This is a genomic window from Paenibacillus sp. LK1 (genome assembly GCF_002750415.1).
Taxonomy (GTDB): domain Bacteria; phylum Bacillota; class Bacilli; order Paenibacillales; family Paenibacillaceae; genus Paenibacillus; species Paenibacillus taichungensis.
In genome coordinates, this window is the sequence record NZ_PEII01000011.1 from 199,010 (window position 1) to 223,734 (window position 24,725).

At 46.6% G+C, this 24,725-nt stretch carries 25 protein-coding genes; 1 reads left to right on the forward strand and 24 read right to left on the reverse strand.

Features of this window, described 5'->3' with window-relative positions:
- Positions 1–45: 45 nt before the first annotated feature.
- From CS562_RS23455 to CS562_RS23550, 20 genes are all read right to left on the reverse strand, one after another.
- Positions 46–1,251, reverse strand: a complete 1,206-nt coding sequence (locus tag CS562_RS23455) for an acetate/propionate family kinase (RefSeq protein WP_099858382.1) — start codon at positions 1,249–1,251, stop codon at positions 46–48.
- Positions 1,248–2,120, reverse strand: a complete 873-nt coding sequence (locus CS562_RS23460) for a 3-hydroxyacyl-CoA dehydrogenase family protein (RefSeq protein ID WP_063566802.1) — start codon at positions 2,118–2,120, stop codon at positions 1,248–1,250. The genes CS562_RS23455 and CS562_RS23460 overlap by 4 nt, the downstream gene beginning before the upstream one ends.
- Positions 2,121–2,253: 133 nt before the next feature.
- Positions 2,254–3,756: an AAA family ATPase gene (locus tag CS562_RS23465; protein WP_099858383.1), complete on the reverse strand. Its 1,503-nt coding sequence runs from the start codon at positions 3,754–3,756 to the stop codon at positions 2,254–2,256.
- On the reverse strand, positions 3,749–4,276 hold the full coding sequence (locus CS562_RS23470; protein ID WP_099858384.1) for a hypothetical protein: 528 nt from the start codon (positions 4,274–4,276) through the stop codon (positions 3,749–3,751). The genes CS562_RS23465 and CS562_RS23470 overlap by 8 nt, the downstream gene beginning before the upstream one ends.
- A gap of 303 nt (positions 4,277–4,579) precedes the next feature.
- Entirely contained in the window at positions 4,580–5,110 is a 531-nt protein-coding gene (locus CS562_RS23475) for a cell wall elongation regulator TseB-like domain-containing protein (RefSeq protein WP_076288963.1), read from the reverse strand.
- Between the two features lie 41 nt (positions 5,111–5,151).
- The gene (locus CS562_RS23480; protein WP_099858385.1) at positions 5,152–6,456 is read right to left on the reverse strand and encodes an amidohydrolase; all 1,305 of its coding nucleotides are present in this window, start codon (positions 6,454–6,456) and stop codon (positions 5,152–5,154) included.
- Complete coding sequence (locus CS562_RS23485) at positions 6,443–7,096, reverse strand: redox-sensing transcriptional repressor Rex (protein WP_053780717.1); 654 nt, start codon at positions 7,094–7,096, stop codon at positions 6,443–6,445. The genes CS562_RS23480 and CS562_RS23485 overlap by 14 nt, the downstream gene beginning before the upstream one ends.
- 233 nt (positions 7,097–7,329) lie before the next feature.
- The gene (gene dinG, locus CS562_RS23490) at positions 7,330–10,191 is read right to left on the reverse strand and encodes an ATP-dependent DNA helicase DinG (protein WP_099858386.1); all 2,862 of its coding nucleotides are present in this window, start codon (positions 10,189–10,191) and stop codon (positions 7,330–7,332) included.
- A gap of 141 nt (positions 10,192–10,332) precedes the next feature.
- Entirely contained in the window at positions 10,333–10,980 is a 648-nt protein-coding gene (locus CS562_RS23495; RefSeq protein WP_063566796.1) for a tetratricopeptide repeat protein, read from the reverse strand.
- A 93-nt stretch (positions 10,981–11,073) separates the two neighbouring features.
- Entirely contained in the window at positions 11,074–11,457 is a 384-nt protein-coding gene (panD, locus tag CS562_RS23500; protein ID WP_024630626.1) for an aspartate 1-decarboxylase, read from the reverse strand.
- A complete protein-coding gene (panC, locus tag CS562_RS23505) occupies positions 11,450–12,346 on the reverse strand; it encodes a pantoate--beta-alanine ligase (protein WP_099858387.1) in 897 nt (298 codons plus the stop codon). The genes panD and panC overlap by 8 nt, the downstream gene beginning before the upstream one ends.
- A complete protein-coding gene (gene panB / locus CS562_RS23510; RefSeq protein ID WP_099858388.1) occupies positions 12,343–13,218 on the reverse strand; it encodes a 3-methyl-2-oxobutanoate hydroxymethyltransferase in 876 nt (291 codons plus the stop codon). The genes panC and panB overlap by 4 nt, the downstream gene beginning before the upstream one ends.
- Positions 13,219–13,549: 331 nt before the next feature.
- Complete coding sequence (locus CS562_RS23515; RefSeq protein WP_099858389.1) at positions 13,550–14,527, reverse strand: biotin--[acetyl-CoA-carboxylase] ligase; 978 nt, start codon at positions 14,525–14,527, stop codon at positions 13,550–13,552.
- Positions 14,514–15,812, reverse strand: a complete 1,299-nt coding sequence (locus CS562_RS23520; protein WP_257219589.1) for a CCA tRNA nucleotidyltransferase — start codon at positions 15,810–15,812, stop codon at positions 14,514–14,516. Before CS562_RS23520 ends, CS562_RS23515 begins: the two co-directional genes overlap by 14 nt.
- An 81-nt stretch (positions 15,813–15,893) precedes the next feature.
- Positions 15,894–17,054 (reverse strand): N-acetyl-alpha-D-glucosaminyl L-malate synthase BshA, encoded by a 1,161-nt coding sequence (gene bshA, locus CS562_RS23525; protein ID WP_076288956.1) that lies wholly within the window; start codon positions 17,052–17,054, stop codon positions 15,894–15,896.
- Between the two features lie 96 nt (positions 17,055–17,150).
- Positions 17,151–17,852: a bacillithiol biosynthesis deacetylase BshB1 gene (gene bshB1 / locus CS562_RS23530; protein ID WP_099858390.1), complete on the reverse strand. Its 702-nt coding sequence runs from the start codon at positions 17,850–17,852 to the stop codon at positions 17,151–17,153.
- On the reverse strand, positions 17,849–18,289 hold the full coding sequence (gene mgsA, locus CS562_RS23535) for a methylglyoxal synthase (protein WP_024630633.1): 441 nt from the start codon (positions 18,287–18,289) through the stop codon (positions 17,849–17,851). The genes bshB1 and mgsA overlap by 4 nt, the downstream gene beginning before the upstream one ends.
- Positions 18,290–18,521: 232 nt before the next feature.
- Positions 18,522–19,325, reverse strand: a complete 804-nt coding sequence (gene dapB, locus CS562_RS23540; RefSeq protein ID WP_053780709.1) for a 4-hydroxy-tetrahydrodipicolinate reductase — start codon at positions 19,323–19,325, stop codon at positions 18,522–18,524.
- Between the two features lie 80 nt (positions 19,326–19,405).
- On the reverse strand, positions 19,406–19,930 hold the full coding sequence (locus CS562_RS23545; protein WP_256716795.1) for a tetratricopeptide repeat protein: 525 nt from the start codon (positions 19,928–19,930) through the stop codon (positions 19,406–19,408).
- A 52-nt stretch (positions 19,931–19,982) separates the two neighbouring features.
- Positions 19,983–20,312, reverse strand: coding sequence for a nucleotide pyrophosphohydrolase (locus tag CS562_RS23550; RefSeq protein ID WP_024630636.1), 330 nt, complete (start codon positions 20,310–20,312; stop codon positions 19,983–19,985).
- A gap of 173 nt (positions 20,313–20,485) precedes the next feature.
- Between CS562_RS23550 and CS562_RS23555 the strand changes: the two genes are divergently transcribed.
- Positions 20,486–21,355 (forward strand): YitT family protein, encoded by an 870-nt coding sequence (locus tag CS562_RS23555; protein WP_099858391.1) that lies wholly within the window; start codon positions 20,486–20,488, stop codon positions 21,353–21,355.
- 105 nt (positions 21,356–21,460) lie between these two features.
- On the opposite strand, the gene CS562_RS23560 is transcribed toward CS562_RS23555, so the two are convergent.
- The 4 genes from CS562_RS23560 to qcrB form a co-directional block, all read right to left on the reverse strand.
- Positions 21,461–22,330, reverse strand: a complete 870-nt coding sequence (locus tag CS562_RS23560; protein WP_180287210.1) for a sporulation protein YpjB — start codon at positions 22,328–22,330, stop codon at positions 21,461–21,463.
- A 66-nt stretch (positions 22,331–22,396) separates the two neighbouring features.
- On the reverse strand, positions 22,397–23,023 hold the full coding sequence (locus CS562_RS23565; RefSeq protein ID WP_099858420.1) for a DUF1405 domain-containing protein: 627 nt from the start codon (positions 23,021–23,023) through the stop codon (positions 22,397–22,399).
- A gap of 113 nt (positions 23,024–23,136) precedes the next feature.
- Positions 23,137–24,018 (reverse strand): menaquinol-cytochrome c reductase cytochrome b/c subunit, encoded by an 882-nt coding sequence (locus tag CS562_RS23570; RefSeq protein ID WP_090807379.1) that lies wholly within the window; start codon positions 24,016–24,018, stop codon positions 23,137–23,139.
- A 21-nt stretch (positions 24,019–24,039) separates the two neighbouring features.
- Complete coding sequence (gene qcrB / locus CS562_RS23575) at positions 24,040–24,711, reverse strand: menaquinol-cytochrome c reductase cytochrome b subunit (protein WP_017687726.1); 672 nt, start codon at positions 24,709–24,711, stop codon at positions 24,040–24,042.
- Positions 24,712–24,725 lie beyond the last annotated feature (14 nt).

The window sequence follows — 24,725 nt, forward strand, 5'->3', positions numbered from 1 at the left end:
GTCCCCTGCACTTCCTTGTCATGCTATATTCACTTTACAATTAGATTACAGAGAATTCAATACGATTCGGTGTGTATCTCTTGCAATCACCAATTCTTCGTTCGTAGGAACTACGAGAACGTCTACTTTGGAATTCGCTGTTGTGATGCGACGTGGTTCTCCAGAGCGAATTGCATTCAGCGCTTCATCCAGTTCAACACCCAGATACGTGAGTTGCTCACATACTTTTTGGCGAAGAACAACGGAGTTTTCACCTACACCAGCCGTAAATACGATCACGTCTACACCGTTCATTGCTGCTGCATAAGAACCGATGTATTTGCGCAAACGATATTCGTACATCTCAAATGCAAGCGTGGAGTTAGCATCGCCAGCCTCCATACCTTCCGTGATTTCACGCATGTCGCTACTAATACCGGAGATTGCAAGAAGTCCACTATGCTTATTCAACATGGAGTTTACTTCGCTCACGCTCAGTTCTTCCTTGTTCATAACATAAGGTACAATGGCCGGATCCAGGTCACCACTACGTGTTCCCATCATTAATCCTTCGAGTGGAGTCATACCCATGGACGTGTCCACGGATACGCCGCCATGTACAGCCGTTACGCTACCACCATTACCAACATGGCATGTGATGATCTTCAGATCTTCCAATGGACGATCCAGATATTCAGCTGCTGCCTTGCTTACGTAATCATGGGAAGTACCATGTGCTCCATAACGACGCACTTTATACTTTTTGTAAAGCACACGTGGAATGGCATACAGATATGCTTTTTCAGGCATCGTTTGATGGAAAGCCGTATCAAAGACCATTACCTGTGGTACCCCTGGCATATTGGATTCAGCCGCACGAATCCCCATCATTGCTGCAGGGTTATGCAGTGGAGCCAGATCGAACAGACGGCGGATTTCTGCTTTGGAAGCATCATCAACCAATGCTGATTCCTTAAATGCTTCACCACCGTGAACTACACGATGTCCCACAGCCTGAATTTCATCAACGGAACCAAGCACACCGTTTTCTTTGTCTGTCAGGATGTCAATAACTTTACGAATCGCTGTAGTATGTTCTAGAATTTCGCTAACTTCCGTAACATCCTCGCGGCCGGTTGGTTTATGAGTCAGAATGGAAGAATCCATCCCGATCCGCTCTACCAGACCTTTTGCCAATACGGATTCATCCGTCATGTTATACAATTGATATTTGAGCGAGGAACTCCCCGCATTAATTACGAGTACTTTCACAGCCGGTCACCATCCTTGTCGTACTTGAAGAATCCTTCGCCTGTTTTTACACCCAGGTGTCCTGCACGTACCATTTTCTTCAGGACTGTGGAAGGACGATATTTCAATTCACCGAATTCACGGAACATTCTTTCAAGTGCAGCTTCTACTGAATCCAAACCGAAACGGTCTGCCATCTCAAGCGGTCCGTGCTGGAAATTGTATCCGATACGCATAGCGTCATCAATATCTTCAGCGGAAGCGACACCTTCCTGCAGTACATGCAGCGCTTCGTTGATCAAAAGACAGATCAATCTGGACGTAACAAATCCAGGTGATTCATAGATCATAACGCCTTTTTTGTCCGCTACTTCTTCTACAAAACGTCTAGTTTCTGCAAAAGTGGAATCGGATGTTTTCAGACCACGAATAATTTCTACAAGATCAACCCGGGAAACCGGGTGAATAAAGTGCATACCAATAACACGCTCTGGGTATTTGGTTGAGCTTGCAAGCTCAGTCAAACTCAGCGTGGATGTATTACTTGCAAGAATTACGTTGCTTGGGCAAACTTGGTCAAGTTGACTGAATACCGCTTTTTTCGCTTCCAGATCTTCAGAAATAGTCTCAATGACCATATCGCAAGTTCCGAGTTCAGCCAGATGAGCAACTTTGGTAATACGGGAGAGAATCAATTTCTTCTCAGCCTTCGTAATAGCCCATTTCTCCAGTTGTTTATCGAGGTTAGTCTCAATCATGTTATATGCATGATCCAGCTTCTCCGTTGTGTGTTCCACCAGAAGCACATCAAGTCCTTTGGCTGCAAGCATCTGGGAAATACCTTGCCCCATCGTGCCGCCGCCGACAACTCCTATCTTTTTGAAAAACATGGTTCTGCTCCATCCTTTCGGTTCTCTATTTCTCTATTGTACCCTGTTCGCCGAAAATTACAAATTTCGACCCAACATATAATAATATCTTAGCACGACTGAAATGTAAAAAAAAATAACCGACATAAATAAATTATGCCGGTAGAAGGGCGCTGTCACGAAATTGACAACGAAATTGATCGCCAGACAATACTTCTTCCCTGAGCAACGTGTCGAGAGAATTGTCGAAAATTGTCCGCTGTTCTTCAAGCAATTGTTTGGTCTGTTCCATCAGGTCTTGCAGGATCAATTTGTTCTCCCGCATTAGTTCTTCCGTTGTGACCATATCCATGTTAACAATACCCAACGTTGTGAGCCCGGAAGCCATCATCGTCTGTACCACATTCGTTGCTTGTTCAAAGTCATTGCGTGATCCAGTACTGCGTCCACCATAATACATTTCCTCCGCTGCTGCACCTCCGAGGGCAATCATGATTTGCTCTTCAAGGAAGCGCTTCGTGTACAAAAATTGCTCTTGTTGCGGGTTATGACGTACATATCCCAGGGCCTGTCCACGAGGGCTGAGTGCAACCTGACTCACACTGCCAGGACGAACCAGTTCAGCCATGATGGCATGTCCCAATTCATGAATAGCCACTCTTTTCTTCTCTTCTACGCTGGATTCGCGGTCTGTCTTCTCACCCATCATTACTTTATCAATCGCAAGGGACAGATGACGCTGTTCAATGTTGGGCAGCCCGTCCCTCATAGCGTAAATTGCAGCTTCATTCATAACGCTTTCCAGCTGTGCTCCAGAGAAACCATAGGATTCTTCTGCTGTCTTCTCAAGACTTACCCCTTCCAAAAGAGGTTTATTGACTGCATGCAGCTCCAGTATGTGTTTTCTGCCTTTCTTATCCGGCAAGTCTACCTGTATATGACGGTCAAAGCGTCCTGGACGTGTCAACGCGCTGTCCAGCATTTCTTTTCGGTTCGTAGCGGCGATCACAAGGATGCGCGGTGTGTCGGAAGAGTATATGCCATCCATCTCCGTCAACAGCTGATTCAGCGTCTGATCATATTCACGCTGTTGTCCGCCTTCCCGTTTTCCACCGATTACATCAATTTCATCGATAAATATAATGGCATTTTCCTTATTTTCTTTAGCAGCACGTGTTCTTGCATCACGGAATAAATCCCGTATTCTGCCTGCACCTACACCAACATACATCTCAACAAACTCACTGCCTGAAGCAGCAACAAAAACAGAATCGGTATAATGAGCAGCAGCTTTGGCCATCAAGGTTTTACCTGTTCCTGGAGGGCCAGTAAGCAGGATACCTTTCAAAGGACGAATACCAAACTTCTGAATTTCTTCATGTCGAATGAGAAAATCAAGCGCTTCCCGCAGTTCCTGCTTGGCACTCTCTTGACCCCCGATTTCTTCAAAAGTCAGCTTGGAAGGTCCTTTTTTCTTGCGTTTACGTTCCTGACCTGCGCCCACCGTAATTCCGCCACGCATTTGCATCATAAGCAGCAGAGCACCCACAAGCATTGCAGCGATCAGAATGGGAATCATGTTTACACCGATAAAAGCGAGAAAGATAATTAATACGGGTACAAATCCAATGGCAATTTCTTTCGTCCATTTAGGCATTAGGCCACACTCCTATCTGACCGGGCACACGCGGCAGAATGATAAACTTGCTGGCATCTCCATCTCTGAGACTGACATATACATTATTGTCATCCATGGCTGTATTTACCTTGATCCCATTTGTAGCCATTTTAGACAAGGTCGGTGTAATCTCGGTGTATTGCTTGTTTTCCATCGCTTGAGCTACGGTAAACATCGCGCTTCCCCACCAGCTCTCCAGCGCTTCGTTGGAATGATCCACGACATCCAACTTCAACGAACGAGTGCCAATCAAGGTCTGTCCTTCTTTGTGAATATATTGTACCAACCTGCCCAGATCAACATCCGGCTGCAGATCGAGTTTCAACTGTACATCATTGCGGTTAATAGTTAATTGAACATCATTGACTCCATCGTACTGGGTAACCATCTTTTCAATTGGGCTTTGCACAGCCAAATGACGATACACAAACCAACCTCCAAACAACACAACGGCTGAAATGACGGCAGTCAGAGCAATAGGCAATACTTTTATTTTCAAGTGAGTTACCCCTCCTAAATTTTGGCCCATCCTATAACTTGTAGGCAAGAATATAAATATGTGTACGTAATGTCCTGTGATGTGCCTAACAGGATTTATTTGTGTATGATGTATCCTTGAATACATATTTGAGTATATCACATCGTATATACAATATCTAAGGCGAAAATATGAATAAATTATTAATTTTAACTATTCAAATCCAAAATGATCAACAAAGTACGTCAAAGAACCGGACCAGTCGGGTTTCCGTCTGCCGGTTCTTTAATGTATTCTCTTCAGACGTTAGTACGTCTGCTAATTCTAGCTGTTCGGTATCGTATAGACCAGGTCCACCTGTTCCCCGTTGCTGAAGCGGTAAAACCGATAATAGTTGTGCGTATCATCGTTGTAATACACTTGCCATACATAGATTCCATTCACAACGCCTGGCATGATTCGTTTGATCTCCCCGCCCGGAACTTCAGAGCTGAACCGATTTCGAATCTGAGCCTCATTCATGCCGTTCTTTAACAGTTCCCCGTGTACCGCATTAGTTCCCGTCACCGGTTTGTTATTCTCATCAAACTTCACCCACACCATGACATCCTGGTTATCCTTATTTTTGCCGATCAGGGTCCAGTATATGTTGTCTCCGCCGTCTTTCTGTCCCCAAACATACTTACGCAGCTCTTCGTGGGACGTAATCCCCAGCTGTTCCTGGGCCGCCTGTATGGCCAACGCCTCTTCCTTGCGCTGATCCTGGGTAACATAGACATAATAACGCTGAAGTCCAAACAGAATCAGAACCAGGAGCAGCAGCGAAATCCATATCCACTTCTTTTTTTTCTTCAAAAGCTGAACTTCCTTTCCCTATGACGATGCTGTCCTTGTAATTATCGGCCAAGCAAACTGTCAAATGCCAGCTGAGACTCACGCAGAATGCGCTCTTCATCCATTGTAAGACATTCGCCATGTTTAACCACTTGTTTACCATCCACCCACACATGCTCCACATCTTTGGCCGATGCCGAGTAGACCGTATGGGAAATCAGATCCGTATGCGGATAGAAATGAGCTTGTTGAATGTTCAACGCGATGAAGTCAGCCTTCATGCCAACTTGCAGAGCGCCTGTATTATTCAGGAATATGGATTTGGCACCATATGAAGTTCCAAGCAGAAGCGCTTCCCCTGCTGGCACTGCAGTAGGGTCACCAGATACACCTTTATGAATCAACGCAGCCAATCTCATCTCTTCAAACATATCCAGGTTATTGTTACTTGCTGGTCCGTCTGTTCCCAGGGACACAGTCACGCCTGCTTTCAACAGATCAGGTACTCGTGCAACACCCGAAGCCAATTTCAGGTTACTACCTGGATTGTGGGAAACTGCTACATCATGCTTTGCGAGAATCTCGATCTCTTCATCATTCAGATGTACCGCATGGGCAACCAGAGATGGACGGGAGAAAAATCCTAGTTTCTCCAGATGTGCAACCGGACGAAGTCCGTGATCAGCCACGTTCTGTTCCACTTCACGAAGCGTTTCAGACATATGCGTATGCAAAGGCAGATTCAGGTCATGAGCAACCTGTACCAGCTTCTCTATGTAATCCGGAGGGCAAGTGTAAGGGGCATGTGGAGAGATTACAGTTGTAATTCTTCCGTCTGCTTGTCCATTCCATTGACGGGCAAATGCTGCGGACTCTTCGAGCTTGCGCAGTTGTTCTTCTTCTGAGCAAAGTCCGATTACCCCACGTGCCAGAGCAGCCCGAACGCCGGATTGTTCCACCACTTTCGCCACCTGATCCATATGATCATACATATCCAGGAAAGCTGTTGTTCCGCCTTTCAACATTTCAAGAACAGATAGTGATGTGCCCCAATATACGTCTTCAGACGTCATTTTGGCTTCCATTGGCCACATTTTCTCCTGCAACCATACTTGTAACGCCAGATCGTCTCCATGGCCTCTCAGAAGTGACATGGCCGCGTGACCATGCGTATTGATCAGACCCGGCAAGAAGAACAGTCCTTTTCCGTCCACCTTTGTCAGACTTTCGTCTCCTTCCGGCAATGTCTCACCAATATGCACAATCTTGTCATTCTCAACAACCATAAAACCTTGAACCACTTTCCAATTCGTACCCTCACACACGGCAAATTTGCCGTTGTGAATTACCCATCTATTTGTCGTCATCTTCCTCGTCGTCCTTTCCATTCTCCAAGTAATAAGCCAGACTAAGCAAATCCGTCGTAAAATCGGCATGATGAATACGAATATGCGGCGGAGTCTTCAGAATCGTTGGCGCAAAATTTAGAATCGCTTCAATTCCTGACTCAATCAGTTGATCTGCAACATTTTGGGCTTCCGTATCCGGAACCGTGATAATACCTATACGAATGTTGTCTTTTTTGACCGAATCCGTTAATTCATTCATTGGTTGCACCGTCAAACTGTTGATTTGACTCCCAATCTTCGGACCGTAGGCATCAAATACAGCGACGATCTTCATGTTGTCTTTGAGATAGGCATTGTAATTAGACAAGGCATGTCCCAAATTACCTGCTCCGACAAGAGCTACATTGATCTGCTGGTCTATTTTTAAAATATGGCGGATTTTCTCAATGAGATATGAAACGTCATACCCGATCCCTTTACGACCAAAGTCACCGAAGTAAGCCAGGTCTTTACGAATCTGGGCAGGATTCAAATCCAGCCTCAGTCCCAGTTCTTGTGAAGAGACCGTATTGACTTCGCGCTGATGCAGTTCATTCAAATAACGCAAGTAAACAGGCAATCTACGCACCACGGCTTCCGAAATTTTATCTGATTTCATTCATTGCTCCCCCTTACAAAGGCCACGATAGATAGATGAAAAAGATGAGCACCCTGTCTAGAACGAGCAAAAAGATTACTGAGTTAAACAGGATGCTCGTTGTTATATAATGGATAATTGCTTTTATTCCTTTAATTGCTTTACTCGCATATCCACGAAACAAAAATCATATTACTTAATTTTACCGCCAACCACTGGCGTCTTGCAATAATGGAAGCTACAGAGCGTATCTGTTATTGTTGCTCTTCGGTCGGTCTCTCGAGCCATTCCGAAATACGAGGAACCATCTGCTCGGTGAGCATGTGCTCCATTTTAGGACCAGGTAATGAATATAAAAAGTACTTGCCATAATACGCTTCAATAACGCGTGTATCGTATACAATTACAATGCCTCTGTCTTTGCCTGTACGAACCAGTCTGCCAAAACCCTGTTTGAAACGGATGACGGCTTGTGGCACGGACAGCTTCATAAACGGGTTTTTCTTCTGCTGCTGCAAAAGCTCGCTCTTCGCTTCGACTAATGGATGATTCGGTGGCTGGAACGGCAGTCTGACAATCGCGAGACAAGTCAGAGCCTCTCCTGGAATGTCCACCCCTTCCCAGAAGCTGCTTGTGCCAAGAAGCACCGTTGCTTTTGCATCTTGGAAGCGGCGTGTAAGCTTGGAACGGCTGCCACTGTCCACCCCTTGCCCAAGCAAAGAGATATCATTGCCTGACAAGGCCTCCTTAAGTGGGTCATAGACCTGGCGCAGCATGCGATAGGAGGTGAACAACACCATCATACGTCCACGAGTGGCAATAGCCGTTTCCGCGAGGGAGTGCACGAGCATATCCACAAAGTGGGCATCGCCTACACTGCCCTTCACGCTTGGGAAATCACGCGGAATGACGAGCAGCGCCTGTTCTCGATAATTGAACGGTGACGGCAACATGGACGTTAACAAACGGTTATTCTCGGCAGCTTCCTGCAAACCCAGCTGTTCGATCATGAATTGAAATGACTTGTCAACGGAGAGCGTAGCCGATGTAAGCACAACGCTTTTCTTTTTATCAAAGAACATATCCTTCAATTGTGCACTGACATCGACAGGAACAGCATAGAGCTGAAGTGATTTACTGCGGAATTGGCCGCTGGCCTCCATCCAGTACACGGTGTTGGCATCATCCATCCGCATGAAGAATCGCAGATTATCCTTAATCGTTGCCAAGTCCTTGAGCAGACCTGAGATATCCGTAATCAGACTATCGGACTGATAATCATCCTGATCTTCTTTCACTTCAAGCAGCAGCTTGTCGCCTTTACGAATCAAATCACCTAGAGTGACATAGATTTGGTTTTCAGCATCCTGCAATTCCTGCCATTTAGCTGGTTTTTGTGAAGGCTTCAGTCTAAGAGAGAATTGTCCTGTCTCGCCTGGAGAAGCATCGCTGCGTTCAGGCAGCAGTCCAAACAATGTATCACTTAGTCGATCCCACATCTCTTTGACTTCGACGGCAAGCGGGAACATCTGATCAATCATGGAGCCCCACTGTACCGAATTTTCGTGACCCGATAATTGAGAACGAAGCATCGGCAGTTGGCCATTACGGCTATCTTTAAACAGTCGGGTCAGAGTATGAACCAACGTGAAATATTTCATATGAAGACCCAGATGCTTACCTGCTACGTCCTCCAAATGATGTGCTTCATCGATGACGAGACTTTCGTAGGCCGGCAGCAGCTGATGTGCTGCTTTGACATCCGTAAATAATTTCGAGTGATTGGTAATGACGATATCAGACAGCCCGGCTTCATGTTTGGCCCGGTGATAGAAACATTTGCGGAACCAAGGACAGGAACGTCCAAGACAAGACTCAGACTCACTCTGTACTGTCTCCCAGAAGTCTCCTCCGCGCCCGCTTAGATTAAGCTCCTCGTCGTCTCCAGTCTCCGTCTGAGTAAGCCAGACAATCATCTGAGCCGCTGTAAAATAATCCTCTTTCGGTGTAGCGAATTCACGTTTATTGATTTTGTGCTCAAACTTACGCAGACACAGATAGTGCCCACGTCCTTTGAACACTGCTGCCTTGAACGGGAACGGAACTACCTGGGTCAGCATAGGAATATCCCGCTCTCTCAATTGCTCCTGCAGGTTGATGGTATGTGTGCTGACCATGACTTTCTGTTCCTGTTTCACACTTTCATAGATGGCAGGCAGCAAATACCCAAGTGATTTACCTGTACCTGTTCCAGCTTCAATCAAGAGATGTTTCTCTTCATCCAAAGCTTGTCGTACACTGCTGAACATCTGAGTTTGCGCCTCACGCTCCTCATAATGGTCCAGCGTCTCCTTCAGGTTATCTCTAACCTGATCCATGAACTGCTCAAAACTTACGCCTTCCAGCGGATTACCTTCTCGCTCATCGCGTGGTGAGCCTATATCGGTCCAGTCACTCACGTTCAGGGCGAGCTGGCGGTAATACGTATGACCATCCAGATCCTGAATCGGCTCTGCTTCCTTCTCAGTACGCATTCCATCAAAGAACCAACCCAAGTCACTGTCTTCCGGCGCAAACAGGTCACTGAGGCGCTGAATCGTGATCAGAGGCAGTGCACGCAGCTCATCGAGGCACTTCAGTAATACAAAAGCTGTTGCGAGAGCATCACTGTCCGCCTGATGAGGGCGGTCATGCTGAAATCCGAATTCCGAAGACACATAACCGAGTTGATAAGACCCCAGTGACGGAAACGTGATCTTCAGGAAATCAATCGTATCCAGAATCCGTCCGGTAAATGGCAGATAACCGCATCGATCGAGTGCATTTTGAAGAAAATGAAAATCAAAAGCAACGTTGTGTCCAACAAGAACAACATCGTCAAGCAGCGGAACCATCTCCATCATCATCTCTTCCAATGAGGGAGCATCCGCCACATCTTCATCAGTAATACCGGTTAACCCCGTAATAAACGGAGGAATCGGTACACCTGGGTTCACATAAGAACTATATATTTGAGTTATGCTGTAGTCATGATCTATGATGGCAAGTCCGGCCTGTATTATCTCACCGTCGGACTGCGTGCCGGTTGTTTCGAAATCCAATACGGCAAATTTCATTGCAATGTACGGTCCCTTCCATTCCAGTCTATGTTACAGCATAGCAAAAAAAAGGGCATTTGAAAATTAACTGACAAAAAAGCGGTGTCCCCGCCGCTATGCCAGAGGAGGGAACACCGTCTTTATGCCGCCGAATTGGCCTTAATTTAAGGCAGTCAGCTGATTTGCATATTGCAGTTTTCCGCTGTTTAATCGACATGCTTCCATGTTATACAGCGGTTCGGTCAACGATGGGTCATACTGAAGCGCCTGCGCAAATAATGAACATGCACCTTCAGGATTCGCGAGCTTGGCCTCGATACAGCCCAGGACGTTACATACCAGCCCCTTCAATCTCGGCGAACCGTTCAGATGCATGATCCGCTGCAAGTGTATTCCGGCTTCCTCGGTTTGTTCCAGGTTGAGATGAGCAAGAGCCAGGTAAAAACGAGTTAATGCACTTTCCGGATAGTCGGTCACAACCCTAGAAAATTGCATAATCGCCTGCGGGTACATTTGCAGTTTGAAATATCCCTGACCGCGACTGAAACACTCCAGATGCAGTTCTGGCAGTGCGGTAACAGCTTCCTGTTCAGGTTCGAGGGAAGCAGGCTTATCCAGTTCCCTTTCCCTCACCTGGCTCATTTTTTCTTCAAACATCAGCCACTCATCAATCATCCCGTCACTCATCCGCTTCAGCAAATTCCACTTTTGCAGCAATTCCTGTTTGCTTAGGCCTTCAGCAGAAGGGTAGCGCTTGATAATTTCATCTAACATGTCGTTCATTTCTGCGAAAACATGCTGGAACATCGATGCATCCCCACCCTTGAAAAAATGGATTAGTGCAGTGACCTGTACTCATTTTTTGTAGAATGGGTCGATTTCATTCCCCTTACCAGTCGATTACATAATCGTCGCATGAACTTCGTGCTTCATCGTTTGCACAGGTTTATTCTGTCCATCCACAAACACAACGGTAGGCTTGTGATTATTTGCCTCTTCTTGAGACATCATCGCATATGAAATGATAATGACTGTATCCCCAGGCTGTACCAGACGAGCTGCTGCTCCGTTCAAGCAGATCACTCCACTTCCACGTGGACCTGGAATGACATAGGTTTCCAGACGTGCACCATTGTTATTATTCACAATTTGTACTTTCTCATTTTCCATTAGATCGGAAGTTTCCATTAAATCTTCATCTATGGTAATGCTACCCACATAGTTCAGGTTTGCTTCCGTAACGGTTGCCCGGTGAATTTTGGATTTCATTAGTGTTCTAAACATGGGACAGTACCTCCGATTTTTGCAGCCTTATATTGTCAATCAATCTTGTTTTGCCGAATTTTACTGCAAGTGCGATCAACAGATCGTCACGACCATGAACTTTTTCCTGATCAGCAAGTGGCTCCAGGCTTGGAAAAGCCTGAATTTCAGCATAATCAATCACAGCCATTGGTGAACGTTCAATGTTCTGACGCAATATACTGCGGATATCCGCTGCTGTCATCGCCGTCCCTGCATCTACAGCTTCCTGTGCCTCACGTAATGCCTTGGACAGAACAAGAGCCTCCTGACGCTGTTCTGAGCTGAGGTACACGTTGCGCGAACTAAGCGCCAAGCCATCACTCTCACGGACGATAGGACAAGGCACAATCTCAACTGCCATGTTCAAATCGTTAACCATCTGCTGGATCACTGCTACCTGCTGTGCGTCCTTCATGCCAAAAAATGCACGCTGTGGTTGTACAATGTTAAAAAGCTTCGACACGACTGTAGTCACTCCGTCAAAATGCCCTGGACGTGATGCACCGCATAAGCGATCCGTTAGACGAGAAACCGATACAGTCGTTTGTGTAGGCTGTGGATACATCTCTTCAACAGAGGGAATAAATACGATATCTACCCCTTTTGCTCGTGCAGTTTCCACATCTCTGGCTTCGTCCCTTGGGTAACTGTCAAAGTCTTCGTTCGGACCAAATTGAATTGGATTTACAAATATGCTCAAAACCACGATATCACTCTGTTCTTTAGCCGCTTGCATCAAACTTGCATGGCCTTCATGAAGAAATCCCATCGTAGGCACGAGTCCTACAACGGACTCTCTGGACTGAATCGACTGACGTTTCAAGCTCAGTTCTTGTCTTAATTCTGCGATTGTCCGTATCACTTTCATGCGTTCGTCTCCACCTTTTCTTTACGATGTCCGTATAGTTGATCCAGAACGCCGTCAGCGGCGGTAAATACATGCTCTTCTGCCGGGAATGAGCGATCCTTGACTTCTTTCACATAGGACTCAATGCTATTGCGAATCAATGTACCTACGTCTCCATACGATTTAACAAAGCGTTTTGGCGTGTATGGGGAAGCATACTGAACCACATCATGGAATACCAGTACCTGACCATCACACCCTCTACCTGCGCCAATACCAATTGTGGGAATAGAAAGTTCTTCCGAGATCGCTCTTGCCACTTCTTCCGTAACCAGTTCGAGTACAATGCCGAAGGCTCCCGCTGCTTCAAGCGCCTTGGCTTCGTCCATCAGCCGTTTGGCATCAGCAGCATCCTTGCCCTGAATACGATAACCGCCAATTTGATTCACGGATTGTGGGGTAAGCCCGATATGTCCAAGTACAGGTACACCGGCTTGCACAACCGCTTTTACCGTATCTGCAATTTCGAGACCGCCCTCCATCTTGACCGCTTGTGCATGACCTTCCTGCATCAGGCGACGAACCCCTTTGAGCGTCTCGTCCAAGCTGCCATGATACGTCATGAAGGGCATATCAGCCACGATAAACGTATTTCCCGCTCCACGTACTACAGAGCGTGTATGGTACACCATATCGTCGATCGTAACAGGCAAGGTCGAGTTAAAACCCAATACCACGTTTCCCAGTGAATCACCAACCAGAATGAGATCGATACCAGCTTCCTCGGCCAATTGGGCTGTCGGATAATCGTAAGCTGTAATCATGCTAAGCGGCACGCCGTCCTGCTTATATTTTTTCATTTTCACAATATTCAATGCTTGTTTGTTTGCCATTTTCGTCATGGCTCCTCTCATCTTTTCAATTTAAACGCAACAAAAAAACCTTTTAGTTTCCACTAAAAAGTCCCGAAAAGTCAAAAAAGAGTCACTTGCGATCGTCCCTTCTGTCTCGGTCCTCTTCGGCTCAGAGCAGAATCCAACAACTCACTTTACTACTATTCCTGCCTTGTCACTGTAACATTTTAAAAACAGAACAAAGCATACTATTGCCGGAGTGCAATTCGGTCTGCATTAGCCGATATCGCCTCACGAACACAGTATACCAAAGTTCTGCCCAAAGTTCACGTCTTATGTTCATTTTAACGGTGTAAATTCGACAAATTGTTTAATTTATCAATGAAACTTCACCGGAGTATACCGATACACGCTCACCGTTTTTCTTCTCCAAAATCAATGCACCAGAAGGATCAAGCCCTATGGCTGTACCTTCGATGATACCCTGCGGATTAGCCACCTTAATTTCACGGTTCATGGATACGGACAAAGCTTCCCAGAGCGAAGAGATCACGCCAAACCCTTCTTTTTGATACAAATAATACAAACGCTCCAATTCCGAGAGAATGGCCGCTGCAAGTTTGGTTCGGTCTATCGTTTGTCCGGTCTCCATCTTAAGTGAAGTAGCAATTGATATCAGATCCTCGGGATAATCCTTGGGATCGAAGTTCACATCTACGCCTATGCCTGCGATACAGTAACGTAATTCGTGGTCTTCAACGGTTGATTCAAGCAGGATCCCGCATACCTTGCGACCATCAATTAAAAGATCATTAGGCCATTTGATACCGGCATCAGCGCCTGTATACGATCTAATCGCACGACACACCGCCACACCTGTTAATAATGTAAGCTGTGGTGTATTTTGCAGTGCAAGCTCCGGACGCATTAGAACACTCATCCAGATGCCTCTTCCCGGTGGTGAGAACCATTTACGTCCAAAGCGGCCTCGTCCACCCGTCTGTTCTTCTGCCAGCACCACTGTCCCTTCGCCCTGCCCCTGTTCAGCCATGTGCTGAACATCACCTTGGGTGGACAATGTGGAATTCAGAATGATTGCCTTCCGACCAAACACCGTCGTTTCCAGTGCCAGTTGAAGCGCTGTGGCATCGATACTGTCCGGTTTCGTGACCAAGCGATACCCTTTGCGAGATACGGCTTCAAACTCATAACCCATGTCACGCAGTTTGTTTACGTGCTTCCACACGGCCGTTCGGCTAATGGAAAGGTTGCGACTGATCTCTTCACCAGACACAAACTCTCCTTCTGCATTTAGTAACATATGTAACAGTTCCTCATGCTTTGTCATCTGCAGCCACCCGCTTTACTTCGTTGGTCAGCATGTCATGCTGATTCGCTATATTTCCGATCGCAGTCTCTCTTAAGAGATGTTTCATCAGTTGTCCAAGCCATGGTCCACCCTTACGTCCGAGCAACTGTAGAATGTTCTCACCTGTAATTTGCAAATCTTTCAGTTCGTGCACCTTCATGGATTGGCTCCATGCAGCGCCTTGGGATTGTATTACCATGATCTGTTCTTCGTGTAGGACCTCTTGATCTCTCCAACCTGATGGAAGCAGTGGTTGAATAATGAGCCAGTCCTCTACTGCCTGACGTCCGCAAGACAGCACAGTTATGATCCATTCTGATCGCAGTGTCTCTTCATCCTTTTGCTCCTGTATGACTTTCTGGATCAACTCTTCGACCTGCAGAACTCCATTAATGCGGGAACGATCTTCATTAGAAAACGTCCATTTTCGAAGCAAAGCATCTGCTTCATCCTTGGTATAATGGCCTGCAATCAGTATCATGGACCAGCGCAACAAAACGTTCTGTTCCATTAATTGTTCCATATTAGACATGAGGGCTTTATTGAATCGTTCCCTGTGAATTGGTGCCTTCACATGCTCCAGTGCCTGACTGCGAAACAGCAATTCCAGACCGCGCAGCGGATGGGGGCCTGCCATCATTTTCACCATTTCGGTACGTACTCTCTCCATGGCGATATGTTGGAGCAGATCCTTTTGATGAACAAGCCCTTTCCAGGTGTTGTAGGCAATTTTGAAATCAAATACCGAAGCAAAACGAACACAGCGAAGCATGCGCAGCGCATCTTCACCAAACCGTTCTGTCGCCGATCCTACACATCTGACCCGTCCATCCTGGATATCCGATTGTCCGCCGAAAGGATCAACGATATTTCCGTCTTGATCCATAGCGAGAGCATTCATGGTGAAGTCACGCCGCTGCAAATCTTCTTTGACATCCTGCACAAATTGAACGGCAGCGGGTCTTCGATTATCCTTATATTCAGATTCAGTGCGGAACGTTGTAACTTCAAAGTAAAAACCTCCTGAACGTACAGTAACCGTTCCATGCTGGAGGCCCGTAGGAATGCAATCCGCAAACAGTTCCATGACTTGCTCAGGAGAAGCGGACGTGGTGATATCCATATCATCCACGCTACGTTCCAGCAGTTCATCACGCACACAACCACCGACCCAATAAGCTTCGTATCCTTTTTCATTTAATGTTCGCAGCACCTGTTCACTTTGTCTTGCCATTTCATGATCTACCTGTGTCCATTGAACCACTTACTCTCACCCCATAACTACGTGTTGCTTGGTGTGGCTTACACAGATATATTTCCAAGATGGAACAATCCTATCTGACAATCAGCCACAAACCGGCTTCAGATTCGGAACTTCACGTCCCAGCACCCGGTAGTATATTTGTTCATATTCATGCCGAATAGCATCGTTGCAGAAATCATGGTGTGCCCGTTTCAGGCACGCTTCTCTAAAGTCCGCTGTCAAACGGTCGTCTGTCAACAAACGAATCGTGTTCTCCGCCATCGATTGCGTGTCACCGATTGGAGACAAAAATCCGGTCTTGCCGTGCAATACCAATTCAGGGATCCCCCCTGCTATTGAACCAATGGTAGGTACACCACAAGCCATGGCTTCGAGTGCCACCAGACCAAAGCTTTCCTTCTCCGACGGCAGCATAAGCACATCAGCCATTGAAATGACTTGAGCAATATCATCCTGCTTGCCTAGGAAATGGACCTTGTCATTCAGTCCAAGCTCATTAATCTTCCATTGAATCTTCGGCAAATCCGGTCCTTCTCCAACAAATAACAGTTTGGCTGGTACTTGCTCCTGTACTTGACGGAACACTTCTACCACATCCTGTGTTCTCTTCACTGGACGGAAGTTGGAAATATGCATCAGTATTTTTTCGTGAGGTGCTGCGAAGTCTCTACGCAGACTTGCTGCATCACGTGGATAATAAATTCTTTTATCAATAAAGTTATAGGTCAGATCGATTGGACGCCTAATATCCAGCAAATCAACCGTTTCACGAATTAAATCCTGGGATACGGCCGTAACCGCATCACTCTCGTTGATGGCAAGTCGAATCAGATCCTTCAGCGACTCATCCTGCGCCAGTACGGTAATATCTGTTCCGTGTAACGTTGTGACCACCTTTAAATCCTCACCAACCATTTGTTTTGCCAAGAAGGCACACACCGCATGGGGCACTGCATAATGTACATGCAGCAGATCCAGTTGCTGTGCTTTGGCTACTTGCGCCATTTTCGTGGCCAATGACAGGTCATACGGTGGATAACGGAAGACGTAATAATCGTTGACCTCAACTTCATGATAAAAAATATTTTTCTGAAATTTACCCAGTCTAAACGGGATACTATTGGCAATAAAGTGAACCTGGTGACCCTGTTCGGCAAGCAATTTGCCCAGCTCCGTTGCGACAACGCCAGACCCTCCGAGGGACGGATAACAGGTAATACCAATTTTTAGCTTTTGATCCATCCGGTGGACGCTCCTTTAATCTCCCGCGTGTGCAGGTTGATGTAATGCAACGGAAATGCAATTGATAAATGATTTATACGAGCAAGTTCGATCGTTTTATGACTTGGCTGCTTGGCCAAATTGATGAACTACATAAGGTGTAATGCTAGCGAATCCTTCTGCAAAAGGAATGAGGCTCCGCTGTCCGAGCAAAGAATCCCGGGCTTTCACACGTTCAATATATCCTTGAGTCAATGGAGTGGCAACTGCGCCTTCTCCCAATTCGAACTGGGAACGATAACTTAGCAATGAATTTTCCTTCTGCTCATAGTGTTCCGTAATATCCACAATCAAATCCGTTGGTCCGATATCGTTAATGAAGTAAAAATACAATTCTTTCACTTGAACTGCGGGCATGTCCGGCTTATAGTTTCTAAGCTTGGCATTAAAGACAGCCTCCTGCACCAGCTTGCTGCACATTACATGATCTGGGTGACGATCCTCCCAATATGGCGCAAACACGATTCGAGGGGCATGACGCCGTATCTCGGCAGTCACAGCTTCGATGTGTTCAGGAGTAATATACAGCCCCCGATCAGGCAAACCGAGATTGCTTCGACACGAAAGACCGAGGACGCGGGAGGCTTGCTCCGCTTCCTCGGCTCTGCGCTCTACCGTCCCGTTGGAAGACATCTCCGCTCGGGTCAGATCACACACGCCTACTTTCAGTCCAGCTGCAGTATGTTTGGCAATCGTTCCTGCCATCCCAATCTCTGCATCATCCGCGTGTGCACCAAATATGAGAATGTCCAAACTCATTGAGCATCACCCGAATTCAATCCACCCTCAGGCTTGTATTTATGTACAAGCTCTCTCCAGCCAAAATCACCGCGATCGAGCGCTTTGACGAGAATTTCTGCAGTTGCAATATTCGTAGCAAGCGGAATCCCCTGTACATCGCACAGACGCAGCAAAGCGTTAATATCTGGTTCATGAGGCTGTGCCATCAATGGATCACGCAGGAAAATAATCAAATCCATCTCATTTTGTGCAACCAAGGCTCCGATCTGTTGATCTCCGCCCAGTGGACCGGATTCAAACCGATGGATTTGTAGTGAGGTTCCTTCCATAATACGAAGACCTGTTGTACCTGTCGAGTATAATTGATGGTCTGTAAATACGTTTTCGTAGGCTGTCACGAAGTTAACCATCTCTTCTTTTTTGCGATCATGGGCAATAAATGCAATTTTCAACATGACAATCTCCTTTTAGTGTGTGTTCAAAAAGTCAGGTTCTCAGCACCAAGAAGGTTGGATGAAGCTAGGAACTGAGTAGCGGAGCTACACGTTTTCGGAGAAAACGGCTTCGAAAGCATGTGCTTGCGAACCTACGTGAGCAACGGAAGGCCCGGCTGAATTCAAGATTCGATGTCGTATCCGCTTCTCGAGTGACCTCGTGATCAAAAGTTGACTTTTTGAACTACCTCTTTTAGTCGATAAAGTGATCAAATCCGTAGATAAGTCCTGTATATTCCATAACCTTCTGTACACCAATCTTAACACCAGGCATATAACCTGCACGCTCATATGAATCATGACGGATTTTGAGGGATTGGCCAAAGTCTCCAAATACCACTTCCTGCTGGGCGAATACCCCCGGCAACCGGACACTATGAATTCGGAAACCATTATAATATCCACCACGCGATCCTTCGATCGTCTCTTCTTCATTCGGATTACCCTGACGAAGTTCCTCGCGGTTTGCTGCAATTAGCTCGGCTGTTTTGATTGCTGTACCCGAAGGAGCATCCAGCTTCTGATCCCCGTGATATTCGATGATCTCCACATTCGGCATATGTTTGGCAGCCTGTGCGGCAAATCTCATCATCAGAATAGCACCGATTGAGAAGTTCGGGGCAATCAACCCTCCAATGCCTTTGTCCTGACACTGCTTGTCCAGCTGTTCGATCTGTTCCGGCGTAAAGCCGGTAACCCCCATAACAGGTCTGACCCCATGCCGGATCGCAATCTCTGTATGAGCAAAGGCATATTGAGGGACTGTAAAGTCCACCATAACCTGTGGTTTAGTCTCTGCAAAAGCCATCTCGATATCATCGGTCAGAAGCACCCCACATTCGGGTAGACCGACAAGTGTTCCGGCATCCGTGCCTACTCCGGAGCGGTTGACCGCTGCGGCGAGCTCCAGTTCAGGATCTTGAAGCACCAGTTTCACTACTTCACGGCCCATCCGGCCAGCTGCTCCGATTACGGCAACTCTTATTACTTCACTCATCTTGACTGCATCTCCTCACTATATTGGTTCGATTGGTTAAATCCATTCAAAAGATCTCCATCCCGCTATGAAACGGCATCTTATTGAATGGATTTCATACGCTGCTTAATTTCCTGTAACAATAGATGCAGTTGATCATTCTGCGGGTCCAGCAACAATGCGTCACGAACGGAACGGGTTGCAAGGTCGAACTCATTCAGATCACTGTAAGCAAGAGCAAGCATGATATGCGCTTCCACATATAACGGGTCAAGTTTTACTGCCTGTTTCAGCAGATCGGCCGCCTGCACATATCGTTCATGCGTTCCGTTTCCTGCCTGTTCAAGCAGCACCTTGGCCTGGAGGCTTATCTGTTTGGCTTCCAGGGTCTGCAAATGCAAAACATACTCCTCTATCCCTTGTGACAGTTCAACAGCCTTACGTGCATATTCAAGCGCTGGAACAAGGTGTTGACTACGGGCATGTGTAATGGAACAACGATAATAGAGCTCCGCATGTTCCGGGTAAGCATTAATGGCAGATTCAAACCAACGAATCGCCTGCTCAAAATCATTTTGCAAAATACAGCGGTAAGCATGCTGCATATACTCTTCCGGTTTCATCATCCAAGCTGTCCCTCCCCCATTGAGGTGATGGTACAGCATATGTAATCTACGCCTAATCGGTGTTTTTTGGCGTCCACCGATTTGCATCGCGTGTGTTAAATTTATGCATGACTTTGTCGTGCGCCTCTGCCAGGTCGATCCCGAGAGAGTTAGCAAAACAAATCGTGATAAATAAAATGTCCCCGAGCTCAAGCTCAATGGAATTGTCTGCTTCGGAAGATTTTTTCGGTTTTTCACCGAACTCGTGATTCACTTCCCTTGCAAGCTCTCCCACCTCTTCAGACATACGGGCGAGCATGGCCAGCGGGCTGAAGTACCCTTCTTTGAACTGGGAAATATACAGATCAACCTCACGCTGCATTTCTGCAATGCTTTTCTCCATGAGAACGGATTCTCCTTTTGAAATTGTGTCGTATTTGTTCCTAATATATCAGTTATTTAGATTCACTTCCACCATCATAAACGACAAATCATTTTTAAAGAATCAATAAACAGGTATACTAAGATGGGAATGATTGCTTTCTCATTCTAATTTGTAAAACGGAGAGGGAACTTATGAGCACTTCCAAAACCTGGGTTCAATTCAAATTGATTCTCCCCATCCTATTGGGTACGGCATTGTATGCCTTTGGACTTCTGTACTTCATCATCCCCAACCAGCTCATGGAAGGCGGCGTAACCGGGATTACGGTCCTGCTAAATTATGCATTCAACATCTCTCCTTCGCTTACAACCTTGGTCGTTAATATTCCACTCTTTCTAGTGGGGCTCAAGATTTTGGGCGGCAGACAGATGATTTATACAGGCGTGGGTATAGGAGCGCTTACGGTGTTCCTGTGGTTATTTGAAAAAATGATTGATCTTGGCTGGATTGAACCGCTGCATACCGAGAATGACCTTTTACTTGCGGCGCTTTACGCTGGGGTTACATTGGGAGCAGGCCTTGGAATCGTTTTCCGCTGGGGCGGAACGACAGGTGGTTCTGACATCATAGCCCGCATTCTTAATCGAAAATATGGCTGGAGTATGGGACGAGTACTATTAGGTATCGATTTCATCATTATTGGTATCTCCCTCGTCTACATTCCCAAAGAAAAAATACTGTATACCCTTGTGGCTGTATTTATCGCCTCTAAAGTAATCGACTTCATTCAGGAAGGGGCTTATTCGGCCCGCGCATTTATGATCATCAGTGATCATGCACCTGAGATTGCAGATTTGATTACCCGTGATATGGATCGCGGCGTAACGCTCATTCCAGCCATTGGTGCGTATTCGAAACAAGCCAAACATGTTGCTTACTGTGTCATCTCCAGGCAGGAATTCAGACGTTTGCAGACGATTGTGCGTTCGGTTGATCCTAGAGCATTTGTTATTATTAGCGATGTGCATGACGTACATGGAGAAGGGTTTAAGGAAAGCTGAACTTTATACTTGTACAAAAGAAAACCTCTATCTTCAAGAGAAGCGCCACCAGCTGGCCTTCCTTGTAGACAGAGGTCTTTGTCATATCATGATGACAGTAATGGCTCAACGACGAAACGGAAAAATGCCTTGCTGCTGTGCCCGATATTTACGGTAACCCGCATAACTTAGTGCTGCTATGATTATGGAAGTAATCAGCAATCCGGCCGCCCTGCGATTGGGCCCCTGAACAAACGGTACAAAGGCACTTTCGTCCTTTTCTCGACCAAACAACTGGTTCACCAACTCTTCACCATGGGCTACCATACTCTTTAATTGTGCGGTGTCAATCTGCTTGGCCGCAGTCAGACCTTTGGTATGAGACAACCAGGCATCCAGTTGGGCGATCTCGTAAGGTTCACGGCGGATCATCGCCGCAGGTCGAATCGTCTCGTAATGCTCCTCCAGCAAGGCGTAGCGGCTTGCTATTATCGTCGAACTTAACTGCTGGTCTGCCGCGGTTGACAGCGCATCAATATCATTTTTTACGATTTTATAATACTGGAGCCATAGAGGTTTGGCCGGGTTAGCGAGACTATCAGCCGCAAGTCGAAGTTTGGCAGAGGCCTGCTGCAAAGACGCATCATCATTTTTCACCCTGACCGCAGCTTCTTTTACTTCAACAATGGTCTCGGATAGGGCATGAATGCCTTCTACAGTAGTCTGACCCTCAAAGGATATATGCTCCAGACCTTTACTGATTCGCAAAATACTGCCTCTAACCTCTTCAATATCATTCTCCAAGGCATGTCGATACAGCAGGGCCGCTTCTTCATTTAATTGCTCAATTGTTTTTTTGGCTGATACTTGCTGATCTGTATTTCCATTCGCACCTGTACTTTCCGCCGATACGCTGTATGACAAGTTCGTCCAGAACAGTAGAGTCATGAACGACACCACCACAAATCCAGTTTTGATCCTGAACGTTCTCTTCATGGACATCCCTCCCACCATCAATGTATGGCAAGGGAGAGTTCCTTAGAACAAGCTTACATGATGAAATCAGGCCCGTTTGGCCTGTCTCAAGGCAAGCCACGCACAGAGAATGCTCACTAGCGTCAATCCCACGGTGAAATTGCGTACACCATCCAGATGCTCCATCAGCGATGCGGGCAGCCAAGGGAAGATGTCATAGGTATAATCCATTGTATCGTTTAGCAGTGTCCACAAGGCAGCAATCACCAAAGCACCCCAACGGAACCCAAAGAACCTCACATACAGCAAAGCCTCGATAGCCATGGCGCTATGCGACGCAATCAACATCCAATCCTGCCAGTTCTGTGCGCCCCCCTGCATCCAACCTGCAAAAATGATGGAGACTGCCCATACGCCGTATTTTACCGAAGTAACCACAGCAAGCGCCTGTATGACATGTCCAATCCGATTCAGAAGCCTCGATTTCGGCTTGTACAAAATCCACAATAAGGATAGTGTAAAAAACAGACTCGCTGTCGGACTGTCCGGCACAAACACAATTTGCCATAGTGGTTGCTGTGCCAGCGTATATTCCAATTGATCCCCGTACCATATGTATCCATATACTGTTCCTAATGCGTTACACCAAAAAAGAAGCCACAGGAAGTAACGGTTTGTTAGAAATTCCCGGCTCCAAAAGTACGATAAAGCCACATGCTCTGCCCCTTCCATTATGTGTATTCTGCGTTCCAAAAGATGATGTTGCGAAAAACGCCTCAAAAAAACCTGACCGCATAAACGATCAGGTTTCATTGCTTATTTCGATTTTACTGTTCTGCCTTCTGTTTCGCAAGCCATTCCGCCAAGTGATTGATGTCATCATCTGTTAGCCCTTGAGCAATGGCGTTGTCGTACTGAGCAGGCATACTGTTATATCCTTCTTTGATAATCGTCAGGATTTCTTCCTGGCTGTGTTTGTCACCCACCCCCCGAAGCGAAGGGCCTCCTGCACCCTTCATATCAGCCGCATGACATCCGATACATCCGGCCTTTTTGAAGGTTTCCATTGCAGGGTCATCCTTCTCAACGATCGCCACTTCTTCTTTTTGACCTGGCGCGTTGGAGGTAGGCAGACCCTGCGCGTGTTTCTCCCGCGCTTCTTCTTCACGCTGAATATGTTCCGGCTTTTGGCCGCTTGCTTCCAATTCATGCGCGTAGTGTGTCCACGCTACATTGGTCAGGTAGAAAACGGCCATCACCGATAGAATCATAAGTGATGATGCAATCGGACGTTTGTAGAAACGCCGCTCCTTGCCTGTATCCAGAAAAGGGGCCAGTAACAAAGCACCGAAAGCAACTCCGCTGACTCCAAGTACCCCGAGCAGGACATAATCACCTGAGGCATATGGGTATTTCAAATACTGATACAGAAAAAGGAAGTACCAGTCCGGCATCGGGATAACCGATGCACTTGGATTGGCCGGATAGCCCAGTGGTGCAGGTTCCGAAATCGTTAATACCAGAATACCAACCAGTACAACGACACCAACCATCCATTCCTTCAGCAAGAAGTTAGGAATAAAAGCCTCTGATTTGCCGGGATACGCCGTGTAATCCGGTGGAGTTATAAACCCCGCTCCTTTACGGACGCGTGAGTCCCCGACGAAGATAATCTTTTCCTGGTCATCTGACTTGTGTCCGTGAGCCATGTCGATTCCTCCCTTCTCAGATTATAGTGGTCCCGAAATGCCCTGTCTGCGGATCATAATAAAGTGACCGACCAGAAGCACCAGAAGCACAGCCGGAAGGAAAAAGACGTGCAGGGCAAAGAATCGTGTTAACGTCTGCGCACCTACAATAGTTCCACCTTGCAGGAATTCCTTAATGATCGGTCCCAGCCAAGGAACCGTATTCGCAATCTCCAGAGTAACCTTGGTTGCAAAGTAGGCTTTGTTATCCCAAGGCAACAGGTAACCGGTAAGCCCCAGACCCAGCATGACAAAAAAGATCAGCATGCCGACAACCCAGTTCATCTCGCGTGGTGCTTTGTAAGAGCCGGTAAAGAACACACGCATCGTATGTAAGAACATCATAACGATAACCAAGCTGGCTCCCCAATGGTGCATCCCGCGTACAATTTGGCCGAAGGCTACTTTAGTCTGCAAATACTCAACACTGGCGTAAGCATTAATAATATCAGGCACATAATACATGGTCAGGAACATCCCTGACAAAATTTGAATAACAGTGATAAAGAACGTCAATCCACCAAAGCAGTACACGAATGCGGAAAAGTGATGAGCCGGGTTTACGTGCTCTGGAACTTCATGATCCGCAACGTCCCTCCAAATTGGCGTGATATCGAGACGCTCGTCAATCCAGTCATAGACATTTTTAAACATCTGCGTTCACGCCT